Source organism: Sphingobium sp. LMA1-1-1.1, from assembly GCF_040676365.1.
Classification (GTDB): Bacteria; Pseudomonadota; Alphaproteobacteria; order Sphingomonadales; family Sphingomonadaceae; genus Sphingobium.
In genome coordinates, this window is record NZ_JBEGHS010000001.1 from 101,235 (window position 1) to 114,947 (window position 13,713).

Below are 13,713 nucleotides of genomic sequence, written 5' to 3' on the forward strand. Positions count from 1 at the left end.
GGCTGGAATAACGGGTCGAGCCTCCCCAGATTGACGGCACTCCGGCGATTTCATGGGAGTGCCCGACTTGAACGACAGCCGCATCGAAACCGACAGCATCGGCGCCATTGACGTGCCGGCCAGCGCCTATTGGGGCGCGCAGACCCAGCGAAGCATCGAGAATTTTCCCTTCGGCGCGGGCGAACGCATGCCGATCGGCATCATCCATGCGCTGGCCATCGTGAAACAGGCGGCGGCGCGGGTGAATCGCGGCCACGGGCTTGAGTCGGGCTTGGCCGATGCCATAGAGGCTGCCGCGGCCGAGGTCGTCGCAGGCAGGCATGACGACCAGTTCCCGCTCGTCATCTGGCAGACCGGCAGCGGTACCCAATCCAACATGAACGTCAATGAGGTGATCGCCGGCATCGCCAACGAGGGCATGACGGGCAGGCGCGGCGGCAAGAGCCCCGTCCACCCCAACGACCATGTGAACGTGGGCCAGTCGTCCAATGACAGCTTTCCGACCGCCCTGCACATCGCGGCGGCGCGGGCCGTAACGGCGGAACTGTTTCCGGCGCTCGACCGGCTCCACGCCGCGCTCGACGCCAAGGCGAAGGCCTGGGACGGCATCGTCAAGATCGGCCGCACGCATTTGCAGGACGCGACGCCGCTCACGCTGGGTCAGGAATTTTCCGGCTATGCCCATCAACTCTACCGCGGCCGCAAGCGGATCGAGCCGGCGGTCATGCACGGCATGATGGCGCTGGCGCAGGGCGGTACGGCGGTCGGCACCGGCCTCAATGCGCCCAAGGGCTTCGACGTGGCGGTGGCGAAGGAGATCGCTGCGCTGACCGGCCTGCCGTTCCGGGCCGCCGACAACAAGTTCGAGGCACTCGCCTCCAATGACCCGCTGGTCCATCTGTCCTCTACCCTCGCGACGCTGGCGGTGGCGCTGACCAAGATCGCCAATGACATCCGCCTGCTCGGCAGCGGGCCGCGCTCCGGCCTTGGCGAACTCGACCTGCCGGCCAATGAGCCGGGCAGCTCCATCATGCCGGGCAAGGTCAATCCCACCCAGTGCGAGATGCTGACCATGGTCGCCGCACAGGTGATCGGCAATCACCAGGCGGCGACGGTAGGCGGCCTGCAGGGGCATCTGGAACTCAATGTCTTCAAGCCGATGATCGGCGCTGCGGTGCTGCGGTCGATCCATCTGCTGAGCGTGGGGATGGAGAGCTTTGCCGAACGCTGCATCGATGGGCTGGAGGCGAATGAGAGGCGGATTGCCGAGCTGGTCGACCGCTCGCTCATGCTGGTCACTGCGCTGGCGCCGGAGATTGGCTATGACAATGCCGCCAGGATCGCGAAACATGCGCATGCCGAAGGGCTGACGCTGAAGGAGGCGGGCCTGCAACTGGGGCTGGTCGACGAGGCAAGCTTCGACCGGCTTGTTCGACCGGAAAATATGGTTTGATCCACATCACCATGGTGGAACCCGACGCGCTGCGGTACATTCATGTCCCATGAGGAAAAAATCGTCTGACAAGCCCGTCATCGCCGTCCGCTCGCCCCGCAAGGACGGGCTGCTGAGAAAGGTAGCCCGCGTCGGCGCGACCGTCGTTGCTGCGCGTGTGGCCGCCGATACCGGCAAGAAGGGCGTGATCGGCCTGTTGGCGGGCATGGGCGCAAAACGGCTCATCATGCGCCATCCCATGGGCACGCTGTTCGTGACCGGCGCCTATATGGCCGGCAAGGTCTATGAGGCGAAGCGCGAGGCGGATCGCAAGCGCATGGCCAAGGCCCTGCCGGACGCCAGCCCGCCGCCCATCCTGATCGAGGAGGCGCGCAAGGCTCGCAAGGGCTGACGGCGCGACAGAGTCCCCCTTGCCAAATCCCGTCCATGGCGCCAAGAGCGGCCATGGCCGACAGCAGCTCCATAGAGACGCCCGATTTCAAGCGCCGCGGCGTCCTGTTCGTTCTTTCCTCCCCGTCCGGCGCCGGTAAATCGACCATTGCGCGCAAGTTGCTGGCCGCCGAGCCGGATCTTGCCATGTCCGTGTCGGCGACGACCCGCCCGATGCGGCCGGGAGAGGTCGACGGCAAGGATTATCATTTCGTCGATCTGGAGGAATTCCGGCGCATGACCGCCGATCATGAGTTCCTGGAATGGGCGCATGTCTTCGGCCAGCGCTATGGCACGCCCCGCGCTGCGGTGGAGGCGATGTTGAAGTCGGGCCGCGACGTTCTGTTCGATATCGATTGGCAGGGCGCGCAGCAGCTCCACCAGATTGCGGGCGGGGACGTGGTGCGGGTGTTCATCCTGCCGCCGTCGATGGAGGAACTGGAGCGTCGCCTGCGCGGACGGGCGACCGACAGCAATGAGGTGATCGAGGGTCGCATGTCCCGCGCCGCTGGAGAGATCGCGCATTGGGACGGCTATGATTATGTCCTGTGCAATGTGGATGCGGACGATTGTTTCCAGCGCGTCCAGACCATCCTGCATGCCGAGCGCATGAAGCGCAGCCGGCAGACGGGCCTCATCGGCTTCATCCGCAGGCTGAGCCGCTATCACCAGGAAGATTGAGGGAAGCCAGGCCAGGCCTATCCCTCAAAACCCGCTGGTTCAGCCCAATCGGGATGGACCCAGGCCATCGCCTTGAACAGCGTTCCCATTGCATCGTCGGCGGTCAGCCGCAGGCGCGCTGCCTCCACCTCTTCCGCGCGGGCCGGCGTCGTGCGGGCCAGTTGATCGGCGCGGGCGTCGATGCCGAGCTGACGCAGGAAGGCGCCCTGACCGACCGGTCCCAGCACCCGCAGCCCTGCCTGTCGCGCCATGTTGCCGATCATGGTGAAGTCGACATGGGTGGTGAGGTCGCTTTCGCCCGGCTCGATGAAAGGGTCCGCGAAACGGTGCGCGCGCACCGCCTGCAACGTATCCCCCAGAGCCGGCCCCTCATAGCCATAGTCTATGATGATAGCTGCGCCGCCCTGCCGCGCGATCCTGTGTGCGAGTTCCAGCGCGATCGCCGTGCCCGCCAGCGGCATCTCCAGTATCGCACCTTCCGGCGCTTCGGTGGCAAGGGGCGGGATGCCCGATTCGACGCGGCGATAGCCGGTGACGGGCGCGAAGCGATCGGGCTGGTCCGGATCGGGGCAGATCACCACCCGTTCGCGCCATTCCCCGCCGCTGCGCACGATCTGCCGCACGGGCAAGGCGTCGAAAAATTCGTTCGCGACGACCAGCAACGGACCCTGTTCTGGCAGGCCGGAGACGGCATCGTGATGCAGGACATTGGGGATCAGCGTCCTTTGCCGTTCACGCAGGCTGGGGCTGGTCTCCACGAAATGGACCCGGGGGACGAAGGATATGCTGGCCATCGCCCGTAGCGCGTCGGAGGCGAGCGTAGCGCGACCGGGGCCGAGTTCGACATAGCCGATATCCGGCCGGCTGCCCGACCGCATCCAGACGTCCGCCAGGCACAGCCCCACCAGTTCTCCGAACATCTGGCTGATTTCCGGCGCGGTGGTGAAGTCGCCAGCGGCGCCCAGCGGGTCCCGCGTGCCGTAATAATGCTGGTTCGCCTCCGCCATATAATGGGCGATGGAAATCGGTCCGCCTGACGCGATCTGGCGCGCCAGGCGTTCCGACAGGCTCAGCTCAACTGACACTCGCGCTGCCCGCTATCGGTTCCACGCGTATGCGGCGGCTCCGGGCGGTGAAGATCAGGTACAGGCCGCCCAGGATCATCGGCACGCACAGCCACTGGCCCATGTGCAGGCCGGTGCGGGCCGCGAATTCCATGAGCTGCGCGTCGGCTTCACGGAAATATTCGACCCCGAAGCGGAAGATGCCATAGCAGAGCAGGAAGATGCCCACCAACATGCCGGGCTTGTAGCGCGCGCGGGTTTTCCAGAAGGCAAAGGCAAGGATCAGGAACAGCACGATGCCCTCCAGGAAAGCCTCGTAAAGCTGGCTGGGATGGCGGGGGAAGGGGCCGCCGGTCGGGAAGACGATCGCCCAGGGCACATCGGTTTCCTTGCCCCACAGCTCCCCGTTCACGAAATTGGCGAGCCGGCCGAAGAACAGGCCGAACGGTACGCAGCAGGCAACGAAATCATGGATGCGCAGCCAGGAGAGCTTTTCCTTGCGCGCCATGTAGAGAATGCCGAGCGACACGCCGACCGCGCCGCCGTGAAAGGACATGCCGCCGTTCCACAGCTTGAAGATGTCGAGCGGATGGCGAAGGATTTCGGGCTGGTAGAAGAACACATAGGCCAGCCGCCCGCCGATGATGATGCCCAGCGTCGCATAGAAGATCATGTCGTCCGCATGGCGGCGCGCCATGGGGGAACCGGGCTGGGCAATCAGCTTCAGCAGATACCAGTAGCCGATCAATATGCCCGCCAGATAGGCGAGGCTGTACCATTTCAGCGTGAAGAAGCCGAGGTCGAGGGCAACCGGGCTGAGGCCGAGCTGGTCGAAGCGGATGGCCCCCGAAGCGGCGGCGGCAAGGTCAAGGATCAAGTTGGCGTTCCCCTTGGGAAATTCGGTCCCCGCCATAGAGCAAGGTGGGGGACTGAGGGAAGGGAGGAAGTTGATCGACCTGCTTCAGGAAGGCTGCATGTCGACCGCAGCCATGATGGGGCGCACCCGCAATGACATGTCCCGTCGCATCCCGGATGCAGAAAGGGAGCCGACGCGCAGTCCAATGCGCCGGCTCCCTCTGCGTTGATGCCCTGCGACCCAAGGCTCTCAACGACTGCACCGCCAAGACGGCGCAGCGATGTGTTACCCGTGCAGCTTCAGCGCCGTTTCCGCTATGCGGCGGCCCTGGTAGCGCGCGCCTTCCAGTTCTTCTTCGCCCGGCTGGCGGCTACCGTCGCCACCGGTCAGCGTGGTCGCGCCATAGGGCGCACCCCCGCGTACCTTGTCGACGCCCATCTGCGCGGCAAAGCCATAGTCGAGGCCGACGATGACCATGCCGAAATGCAGCAGGTTGGTGATGATCGAGAACAGCGTGGTTTCCTGTCCGCCATGCTGGCTTGCCGTAGAGGTGAAGGCGCCGCCCACCTTGCCGTTCAGCGCGCCGCGTGCCCAAAGGCCGCCGGCCTGGTCCAGAAACGCCGCCATCTGGCTCGACATGCGGCCGAAACGGGTGCCGGTGCCGACGATGATCGCGTCATAGTCGGCCAGATCGGCGACGCTCGCAATCGGGGCTTCCTGATCGAGCTTGAAATGAGCAGCCTGCGCGACTTCCAGCGGCGCCGTTTCGGGCACGCGCTTGATGTCGACCTGCGCCCCTGCGGCGGCGGCGCCTTCCGCCACGGCCTTCGCCATCGTCTCGATGTGGCCGTAGGAGGAGTAGTAGAGAACCAGAACTTTAGCCATGTGCGTCTCCATTTCATCTAATGCATTGTTAATAAAAAGGTTTCAAAACAGTTGGCCGCCTGCGCCGGGGGAGGGGAAGAGCGCAGGCGGCCTTTCGGCCTGCCCAGAGGGAGGAAGGGCGGGCCTTATTCGCTGTCCACCAGGACGATTTCGGCGTCCTCGATGGCGGTGATGACGATGGGCGCGCCGCCGATGATCGCAGCGCCGTCCCGCGCCTCGAAAATCTGGCCGTCAATCTCGATCCGGCCGGTTGCCGGAACCAGATAGAGGTGGCGCCCCTCGGCACTGTCGTAGGTCACGCTCTCGCCCGCCTTGACGGTTCCGCCGAGCAGCCTGACGTCGGCGCGGACGCGCAACGCCTCGCCATCCTCGGCGTGGCCGCTTGCCAGAACGACCAGCCCGCCCGATCGGTCGCCCTTCGGAAAAGGCTTGGCGCCCCAGCATGGCTGACCGCCCTTGGAGCGCGGCGTGACCCAGATCTGAAAGAGGGTCGTCGTCTCGTCTTCCAGATTATATTCGGCATGGCGGATGCCGGTGCCCGCGCTCATCACCTGGACGTCGCCGGCCTCGGTACGACCTCTGTTGCCCAGGCTGTCCTGATGGGTGATCGCGCCCTTGCGGACATAGGTGATGATCTCCATGTCCGCATGCGGATGCGGCGGAAAACCCGAACGGGGGCGTATTTCATCATCGTTCCAGACGCGGATCGCGCCCCAGTTCATGCGGGCGGGATCATGATAGTCGCCAAAGGAAAAATGGTGACGCGCATTCAGCCAGCCATGATCGGCATGACCGAGGGACGCGAAGGGGCGACGCTCGATCAGGCTCCCTACTGTCATACTCATGATCAATGCCTTTCGATTGCGATGCCGGACGGTTCCGGCTTGCTTAATCCCCATCTAGCGATCAGGATCGTTTCTTGAATAAGCAGCATTGAAACGGATTGTTTCCTTATGCGTCTTCCGGATTTCGAGGCATGGGCGATGTTCGCCGCCGTGGTCGAACATCGCAGCTTCACCGACGCCGCCAAGGCACTGAGCGTGTCCAAGGCCACCGTGTCCAAGGCCGTAACGCGCCTGGAGCAGCATCTGGACACCAGCCTGTTCAGCCGCACCAGCCGTCGCCTCGCGCTGACCGAAAGCGGCAGGCGGCTGGCCGATCATGCGGCGCGCATCCTGTCCGAGGGGCAGGCAGCGGAGGAAGCGGCCAGAGATGAAACGGCCGAACTTTCCGGCATTGTCAGGCTCGGCGCACCGATGACCTTCGGCTTGCTCCGCATCGCACCGCTGGTCGCCGAGTTCACGAAGCAGAACCCGCTGGTCGACATCGACCTCCACCTCTCCGACGCACGCATCGACCTGGTGGAAATGGGCCTGGACGCCACCATCCGCATCGCCGACATGCCCGACAGTTCGCTTCGGGCCCGACGCCTGGCCGATGTCGAACTGCATGTGGTGGCGTCGCCCGCCTATCTGGCGGAACGGGGACGCCCCGCCCATCCGTCCGACCTGGGCAGCCATGATTGCCTCTGCTATTCCAACACGCCGACGCCTGAGGTCTGGCGCTTTTCGGGGCCGGGCCAGCAGAATGTCGTGGTGCAGGTACGCGCCCGCCTGACTGTCAACAGCGGCGAGGCGATGCTGCCGGCCCTGCGTGCCGGGGTCGGCATTGCCCGTCTGCCCGACTTCATCGTCGGGCAAGCGCTGGCCGCTGGTGAACTGGAAGAACTGTTGGTGGACTGGCGGCCGCCGCCGATCGGCATCCATCTGGTGACGCCGCCGTCGCGGTTGCGGCCCGCGCGGGTCGATGCGGTGCTGGATTTCCTCACCCGCCATCATGGCTGCTGAGTTCTCGTTTCGAAGACGAATCCATATTGACTCCATCTGAATCATTTCGTGTTCAAAACGTTGAAAACAGATTCAAAATAGCACGACTCGTGGAATTCTGCCGGTTAGCGAAAAATTAACCTTTGTCCTTCAGAAGTTTTTTGGTTAATGAATTGGAGCGGTCGTCGTTCTCTGGGGGTGAACGGAACCGCTACGCAAAGGGGCTTCACATGCGCGTGCTGCTAATCGAAGACGAACCGACGACGGCCAAGGCGATCGAGCTGATGCTCACCACCGAGGGGTTCAACGTCTACACGACCGACCTGGGCGAAGAAGGTCTCGACCTCGGCAAGCTCTACGACTACGACATCATCTGCCTCGACCTGAACCTGCCGGACATGCACGGCTATGACGTGCTCAAGAAGCTCCGTGCGGCGAAGGTGCAAACGCCCGTGCTGATCCTGTCCGGCGTGGCGGAAATGGACAGCAAGGTTCGCTCCTTCGGCTTCGGCGCCGACGATTATGTGACGAAGCCCTTCCATCGCGAGGAACTGATCGCCCGCATCCATGCGGTGGTCCGTCGGTCCAAGGGGCATTCGCAGTCGGTTATCCGCACCGGCAAGCTGGCGGTGAACCTGGACGCCAAGACCGTGGAAGTGGACGGCAACCGCGTCCACCTGACCGGCAAGGAATATGCGATGCTGGAGCTGCTCTCGCTCCGCAAGGGCACGACGCTGACCAAGGAAATGTTCCTGAACCACCTTTATGGCGGCATGGACGAACCCGAACTCAAGATCATCGACGTCTTCATCTGCAAGCTGCGCAAGAAACTGGCGCTGGCCTGCGGCGGGGAAAATTACATCGAGACCGTATGGGGCCGCGGCTATGTGCTGCGCGATCCCGACGAAGCCGAGGAATTCGCGACCAAGGTCGCCTGACCGTACCATAGCGACGGAAGAAAAGGCTGCCGGTTCCAGTGGGATCGGCGGCCTTCTTCATTCATGTGTTCTGCGACGGGCAGAACCTGACGGCTCCGGAAAGATGCGAAATCATCGCCACTTATTATCGGTGTCCGGCCCCTGTGCACGCGTCCGAAAGCCAGGCCGTTTCGTTTCGATCGAGGGACGGAATGCGTCAGGCACATGATATCCTTCGGTCGGCCGATCGATAGTGACGCGGTTTCTGACCGCCTCCGGATTGATCTCGGCCGTCAGTTGCACGCCAAAGCTCTGCCCCTTGCGCCACGCGATCCGACCATGGGCAGGCCGGCAGTCGGGCAGGAGGATGACCACGCTCTCTCCCACGGCGAGTTCGCGGTCGCACCGCCCGCCCAGGCCCATTTCCGAAACGTCGCGGACCAATATGTCGATCTCACCATGATCTGGATGACGCATACGTGCCTTCAGCAGTCTGCGCTGGCGATCATGAAGCCGCTTGGAAGCAAAATCGGAATCCGAAACGGACATTCCGTACCGTATCTCTTCAATATGGTGCCGCGACGCACCTTTGGCGACCTTCGGTTCCGTTCGACATGGCCGAAGGAACCCTATGATGTGCAATCTAGACCTTTAGGCGCGCCATGAAAAGCGCGATCATCTTAAACCATTTATATCAAAGGCTTTTGATGCCCGGTTCAGAAAGCGTGAAGGCTGGCGATCCGGTGAGGATCGCCAGCCTTCGATCAGGCGGGGAGGCGGCAATAGGGCTGAAAGCCGGGCGGGGACATGCCGCCTCCGGGCGAGGTCAGTTGGCCGCCTGATCCGAGTTTGTCGAACTGCCTGAACCGGATGCCTGTCCGCTGCCCGACATCTGCCCGGAGGCATCAACGGATGCCAGGCCGTTTGCGCTGTTCGCCGCGCCGCTGGCGGCGCCCGCAACGCTGCCCGCGGCATTGCCGGCTACAGTACGGGTGTCATTCGCGGCATTGGCGGCGCGGTCGCGCGCTGCCCCTGCGGTGGCGCTGGCACGGTCCCTGGCCTCGCCTGCGGTTGTGGCGGCGCGATCCCGCGCTGCGCCGACGGTGCTGCCGGCCTGGTCGCGCAGGCCACCCACGGCGTTGCGCACGTCGCCGGTGCCAAGCGTGTCGGCCGTCAGGCTGCCGCTTGCCGATCCGCTGGCAGAACCCGAAGCGTTGCCGCTGTGGCTCTTGCCGTGGCGGCTGACCGATCCGGAGGCAGAACCGTTGCCGCTGCCATGGCCGGAACCGCTGGCGCCGACGCGGCCATTCTCCAGGTCGATGCTGCGGTCGAGGCCAACGCCGCCCGAACCGCTCAGCGTACCGCCCAGCGATCCGCCCACGCCGCCCATGCCGCCCAGCGCGCCGCCCAGGCCGCCGCCGAGCATGCCGCCGCCACCGCCACCCAGCAACTGGGCAGAGGCGGGCGCGGCGGTGAGAGCAGCGAGAGCGGCGGTAGCAATCAGGAATTGGACTTTCATCGATCGTCTCCTTGTTCGTTGTCGATCCGATGGCAGGACAACGGAAGGGCGATCCACTTTAATCCCCGAATGTCATAAAAATTTTTCAAATATTTGAAAATCAATCATTATTTCTGCAATTGCCGCAAATGACGCTGAGCCCGGCATTGCGCTTTGCTTCCGCGCGCAAGGCTTGCACGCTGCCGGTAGCGAACAGCCGCCCCGCCACCAGCGGCGCCGCGAAGGACGTGCCGCGAACCTTGCCCTTGCCGCCATCGACCCGCGCTGCATTCATGTCGGCCCCCGGCGCTGCGAAGTCGACGTGACGCGCTCGCCCGGCCTCGGGCAGGACACGGCCGCGCCCGTCTATGCCGGTGACGGCGACTACCCCGGCATAGGAGGCGGGATAGGCCGGAGGGGCGGCCGGACCGTCATTGCCTACCGCCGCGACAATGGACAGGCCGTGTTCCCGTGCCAGTCGGATCGCGCCGGCAAGCAGCGGATTGTCCGGCCCCACCAGGCTGACCGTCACCACTTCGGTCCCGCGCGCCACCATCCAGCCCAGCGCCCGCGCAATCGCGAAGGCGCTGCCGCCCGCCGGATCATCGCCATAGACATCCGCCACCAGCAGCGGCGCGCCAGGCGCCGCACCCCTGATGCTGCCTGTCCCGCTGATCAGGGAGGCTACCGCTGTCCCATGTGCGCTGGCGCGAGGAGCGCCGCGGGCGAAGCCCCGCTGCTCGATCACGCCGGTCAGCGCCGGGTGGCGGGCGACGCCGCCGTCGATCAGGCCTGCCACCTTGCCGCGAGCCGTCCCGCTCTCCGCCAGTGCGGCTGCGGAAATGCCGATCGAAGGTCCGCTGGGGAAATAGAGATTGTCGGCGCTGGCCTGTGCCTCCGGCGCGAGCGATCGAACCTGTTTCAACGCGCGCGACAGGCTGCGGCCCTGCGGCACGGTCAGACGCGCGATGTTTAGGTCCAGCCCTTCTATGGCCGCATTTTCCACGCCATAGCCGGCTGAACGCAGCGCCTCGACGCTTTCCGTCCGCGCTCCGGTCAGCAATATCACCCCGCGCCGCGCCGGCTGGCGCCGGTCGTCCAGTTCCACCTCATCCCCATGCCGCCGCAGCAGATCGTCGATTCGCGCCGCCCGCGCCGCTACCAGCCGGTCGGCCAGCCGCGCGGGCGACAATTGGTCGAGCCCAGCCTGATCCAGCGCGCCGTCCACCCGGTCCAGCACTTGCGGCACGATGCCGCCCACTGGTCCGCTGACCTGACCCAGGGTGCCGCCGGTCGCGGGTAACAACTGCGCCTGCGCGCCCGGTGCGGTCAGCAGCAGGCCTGCGACGATCCATGGACGCGTGAATTTCATCTCGACCTCTCTACCACCGACCTTTTCACAATCGGACTGCTTTACGGTCCTTTCGCTCTCAAAATGATTCATTGCGAAAAAATTTCCGATACAAGTTCCGTGCTCAGGGATGAAACGTGCGGCGATGGTCGTTTCATCCTTCAGGAAGCTGAATGGAGACCGGATGTCGTTCGAAAGCGATCTGTTGGCGATCCTGCCCCGGCTGCGCCGCTTTGCCGCCAGCCTGTCGCGGGACCGCGCCGATGCGGACGATCTTTGCCAGGCGGCGTTGGAAAAGGCGCTCCGGGCACGCGATCAATGGCAGCCGGGGACAAGACTGGATAGCTGGATGTATCGGATCATGCGCAATCTCTGGATCGATGAGGGCCGCTCCCGGCAGCGCGCCGCCCGCACCTTCGCGCCGGAGGAGGCCGGCGAGCATGTCGGCCATGCGGGCGACCGGGATGTGGAGGCGCATGTCATGCTGTCCGACGTCGACCGCGCCATGCACAGCCTGCCCGAGGAGCAGCGGGAGGCGATCGCGCTCGTACTGGTGGAGGGGCTGTCCTACAAGGAGGCGGCGGAGGTGCTGGACATTCCGATGGGCACGTTGACGTCGCGGCTGGTACGCGGGCGCGGCGCGCTCATCGAACTGCTGGGGGAAGCGGCATGACGGATATCGACGAAACCATGCTGATCGCCCTGGTGGATGGCGAACTGGACGAGGTGAGCCGGCGGCGCATCGAGCGTGCGGTGGCGGAAGACCCGGCTTTGGCGGCCCGGCTGGATATGCATGTCCGCCTGCGGGAGCGGTTGGCGGATCATTATGCGCCGATCGAGGCCGAGCCTGTGCCGGCTGCGATGCGGGCCTTGTTGCAGGCGGAGGCGAAGGTCGTCCCCCTCGCTCGTCCGGTGGCGGCGCGGCGGCACGCCTGGATGACGGGCGGCGCGATTGCCGCGAGCCTGTTGCTGGGTCTTGGCATCGGACATTTTTCTGGCGGCGGCGGCGACAGTCCGGTCGCGGTGGAGCAGGGCACCATGGTCGCGCAGGGCGAACTGGCATCAGCGCTTGAAACCCAACTGGCTTCCGCTCAGGACAGCGTGCCGATTCGCATCGGCCTCAGCTTCCGGCGCAAGGGCGGCGGCTGGTGCCGCAGCTTCGAAGGGCAGGCCATTTCGGGCGTCGCCTGTCGCCAGGAGCAGGGCTGGCAAGTGCAGCAGCTTGTGCCGGGTTCGGGGCAGGAGACTGCCTATCGGCAAGCGTCTTCGGGCGATGCGCGCCTCATGGCGACTGTCGATGCCCTGATGGATGGCTCCCCCCTCGATGCCGCGCAGGAGAAAGCGGCCAAGGCCAGGCGCTGGCAATAGGACAGGCCGGGAAAGCTGGTCAGGCCCCGGTCTGCAGAAACCAGCGCCTGTCCTCTTCCAGCCCGATGGCGGTCAACAGGCCGCTGCGGAAGGCGCCGGTGTCGATGCCGATCCGGTTGGGCTGCACGTCCACATCGTCGCTGATGCTGTGGCCATGAACGATCATCTTGCCGAAATGGTGGCGATGGTTCAGGAAATCGCCCCTGATCCATCGCAGATCGGCGGCAATCTGCGCGTCGAGGGCGATCCGCGGCCGAACCCCGGCATGTACGAAGAGATAGTCGCCAAGCGGCAGCATATCGGGGAAAGCGTCCAGAAAATCGACATGATCGCGGGGGACATGCGCCAGCATCCATTGCGCGATCGCCTCGTCGTCCATCCCGACGCTCTGCCCGGGCTCCAGGCCGTAGCTTGCCAGCGTCTCCACCCCGCCATAACGACGGAAGAGGGCGGCGGCCCGCACATTTCCGCGCGCCGCCGCCACGAACATTTCCTCATGATTGCCCTTGAGGAAATGGACGTCCTCGCCCGCATGCGCCAGGTTGATCGCCCGTTCGACCACTTGCCGCGACTGCGGTCCCCGGTCGACCAGATCGCCCAGCAGGATCAGCAGCCGGGGCAAAGGGCGTCTGTCCGCTTCGTCCAGCGCGATCCTGTCGAGCAATTGGGCAAAAAGGTCGTCGCGGCCGTGAACGTCACCTATGGCATAGACGCGCCTGTCCGGGCCCACGCTGGGGGAGGGCGCGTCGTCCGGCGCCTTCCGCCTGCGGAACGGGATCAGCATGGCAGGCTTGCCTCACACATCATGCCGCCAATGTCGCACAGCGTTACAGGCGCGGCAATGTCACGCCCTGCTGCCCCATATATTTGCCCGCCCGGTCGGCATAGCTGGTCTCGCACGGTTCGTTGCCCTTGAGGAACAGGAACTGGCACGCGCCCTCATTGGCGTAGATCTTGGCGGGAAGCGGCGTCGTGTTGGAAAATTCCAGCGTGACATGCCCTTCCCAGCCGGGTTCCAGCGGTGTCACGTTCACGATGATGCCGCACCGCGCATAGGTGGATTTGCCAAGGCAGATCACCAGCACGTCGCGGGGCACGCGAAAATATTCGACCGTGCGGGCCAGCGCGAAGCTGTTCGGCGGGATGATGCAGACGTCGGTCTTGCGGTCGACGAAGCTGTTGGCGGCGAAATCCTTGGGATCGACCACGGCGCTGTCGACATTGGTGAAGATCTTGAACTCGTCCGCCACCCGCGCATCATAGCCGTAGGAGGAAAGGCCATAGCTGATGCAGCCGTCGCGTCGCTGGCTCTCCACGAACGGCTCGATCATGGCGTTGTTTTGCGCCTGTTCGCGAATCCACTTATCCGACAATATCGACATGGC

16 protein-coding genes are annotated in these 13,713 nt (G+C 64.7%); 7 read left to right on the forward strand and 9 right to left on the reverse strand.

The features are described 5' to 3' along the window. Window positions 1-52 precede the first annotated feature (52 nt). Genes fumC through gmk form a run of 3 tightly spaced genes read left to right on the forward strand, consistent with a single transcriptional unit; the run spans window position 53 to window position 2,563 of the window. Window positions 53-1,453 (forward strand): class II fumarate hydratase, encoded by a 1,401-nt coding sequence (fumC, locus tag MRBLMA1_RS00555; protein WP_414714743.1) that lies wholly within the window; start codon window positions 53-55, stop codon window positions 1,451-1,453. A gap of 49 nt (window positions 1,454-1,502) precedes the next feature. After that, window positions 1,503-1,844, forward strand: coding sequence for a hypothetical protein (locus MRBLMA1_RS00560; RefSeq protein ID WP_363734478.1), 342 nt, complete (start codon window positions 1,503-1,505; stop codon window positions 1,842-1,844). A 53-nt stretch (window positions 1,845-1,897) separates the two neighbouring features. Then, window positions 1,898-2,563, forward strand: coding sequence for a guanylate kinase (gene gmk, locus MRBLMA1_RS00565; RefSeq protein ID WP_363734479.1), 666 nt, complete (start codon window positions 1,898-1,900; stop codon window positions 2,561-2,563). A gap of 17 nt (window positions 2,564-2,580) precedes the next feature. Here the strand turns inward: gmk and MRBLMA1_RS00570 are convergent, their stop codons facing one another. The 4 genes from MRBLMA1_RS00570 to MRBLMA1_RS00585 form a co-directional block, all read right to left on the reverse strand. Further along, window positions 2,581-3,648, reverse strand: coding sequence for a class I SAM-dependent methyltransferase (locus MRBLMA1_RS00570; RefSeq protein WP_363734480.1), 1,068 nt, complete (start codon window positions 3,646-3,648; stop codon window positions 2,581-2,583). Continuing rightward, window positions 3,638-4,540 (reverse strand): prolipoprotein diacylglyceryl transferase, encoded by a 903-nt coding sequence (gene lgt, locus MRBLMA1_RS00575; RefSeq protein WP_363734481.1) that lies wholly within the window; start codon window positions 4,538-4,540, stop codon window positions 3,638-3,640. The genes MRBLMA1_RS00570 and lgt overlap by 11 nt, the downstream gene beginning before the upstream one ends. A gap of 228 nt (window positions 4,541-4,768) precedes the next feature. Next, entirely contained in the window at window positions 4,769-5,368 is a 600-nt protein-coding gene (gene wrbA, locus MRBLMA1_RS00580) for an NAD(P)H:quinone oxidoreductase (protein ID WP_363734482.1), read from the reverse strand. A 125-nt stretch (window positions 5,369-5,493) separates the two neighbouring features. Then, window positions 5,494-6,213: a pirin family protein gene (locus MRBLMA1_RS00585; protein WP_363734483.1), complete on the reverse strand. Its 720-nt coding sequence runs from the start codon at window positions 6,211-6,213 to the stop codon at window positions 5,494-5,496. 108 nt (window positions 6,214-6,321) lie between these two features. Between MRBLMA1_RS00585 and MRBLMA1_RS00590 the strand changes: the two genes are divergently transcribed. Continuing rightward, entirely contained in the window at window positions 6,322-7,215 is an 894-nt protein-coding gene (locus MRBLMA1_RS00590; protein WP_133652337.1) for a LysR family transcriptional regulator, read from the forward strand. 209 nt (window positions 7,216-7,424) lie between these two features. Next, window positions 7,425-8,132: a response regulator transcription factor CtrA gene (gene ctrA / locus MRBLMA1_RS00595; RefSeq protein WP_025549663.1), complete on the forward strand. Its 708-nt coding sequence runs from the start codon at window positions 7,425-7,427 to the stop codon at window positions 8,130-8,132. 111 nt (window positions 8,133-8,243) lie between these two features. Here the strand turns inward: ctrA and MRBLMA1_RS00600 are convergent, their stop codons facing one another. From MRBLMA1_RS00600 to MRBLMA1_RS00610, 3 genes are all read right to left on the reverse strand, one after another. Further along, complete coding sequence (locus MRBLMA1_RS00600) at window positions 8,244-8,588, reverse strand: hypothetical protein (protein WP_363734484.1); 345 nt, start codon at window positions 8,586-8,588, stop codon at window positions 8,244-8,246. A gap of 349 nt (window positions 8,589-8,937) precedes the next feature. Continuing rightward, a complete protein-coding gene (locus MRBLMA1_RS00605) occupies window positions 8,938-9,630 on the reverse strand; it encodes a hypothetical protein (RefSeq protein WP_363734485.1) in 693 nt (230 codons plus the stop codon). Window positions 9,631-9,730: 100 nt separating this feature from the next. Further along, the gene (locus tag MRBLMA1_RS00610; RefSeq protein WP_363734486.1) at window positions 9,731-10,981 is read right to left on the reverse strand and encodes a S8 family serine peptidase; all 1,251 of its coding nucleotides are present in this window, start codon (window positions 10,979-10,981) and stop codon (window positions 9,731-9,733) included. Window positions 10,982-11,144: 163 nt separating this feature from the next. Here MRBLMA1_RS00610 and MRBLMA1_RS00615 point away from each other — a divergent pair, with 163 nt between their 5' ends. Both MRBLMA1_RS00615 and MRBLMA1_RS00620 read left to right on the forward strand, forming a co-directional pair. Then, on the forward strand, window positions 11,145-11,633 hold the full coding sequence (locus MRBLMA1_RS00615) for an RNA polymerase sigma factor (RefSeq protein ID WP_363734487.1): 489 nt from the start codon (window positions 11,145-11,147) through the stop codon (window positions 11,631-11,633). Continuing rightward, window positions 11,630-12,328 (forward strand): anti-sigma factor family protein, encoded by a 699-nt coding sequence (locus MRBLMA1_RS00620; RefSeq protein WP_363734488.1) that lies wholly within the window; start codon window positions 11,630-11,632, stop codon window positions 12,326-12,328. Before MRBLMA1_RS00615 ends, MRBLMA1_RS00620 begins: the two co-directional genes overlap by 4 nt. Window positions 12,329-12,347: 19 nt before the next feature. Here MRBLMA1_RS00620 and MRBLMA1_RS00625 read toward each other — a convergent pair whose 3' ends face one another. Both MRBLMA1_RS00625 and dcd read right to left on the reverse strand, forming a co-directional pair. Further along, window positions 12,348-13,112, reverse strand: coding sequence for a metallophosphoesterase (locus tag MRBLMA1_RS00625; RefSeq protein WP_363734489.1), 765 nt, complete (start codon window positions 13,110-13,112; stop codon window positions 12,348-12,350). Between the two features lie 43 nt (window positions 13,113-13,155). Beyond that, window positions 13,156-13,710: a dCTP deaminase gene (gene dcd, locus MRBLMA1_RS00630; protein ID WP_133652330.1), complete on the reverse strand. Its 555-nt coding sequence runs from the start codon at window positions 13,708-13,710 to the stop codon at window positions 13,156-13,158. Between the last annotated feature and the right edge of the window lie 3 nt (window positions 13,711-13,713).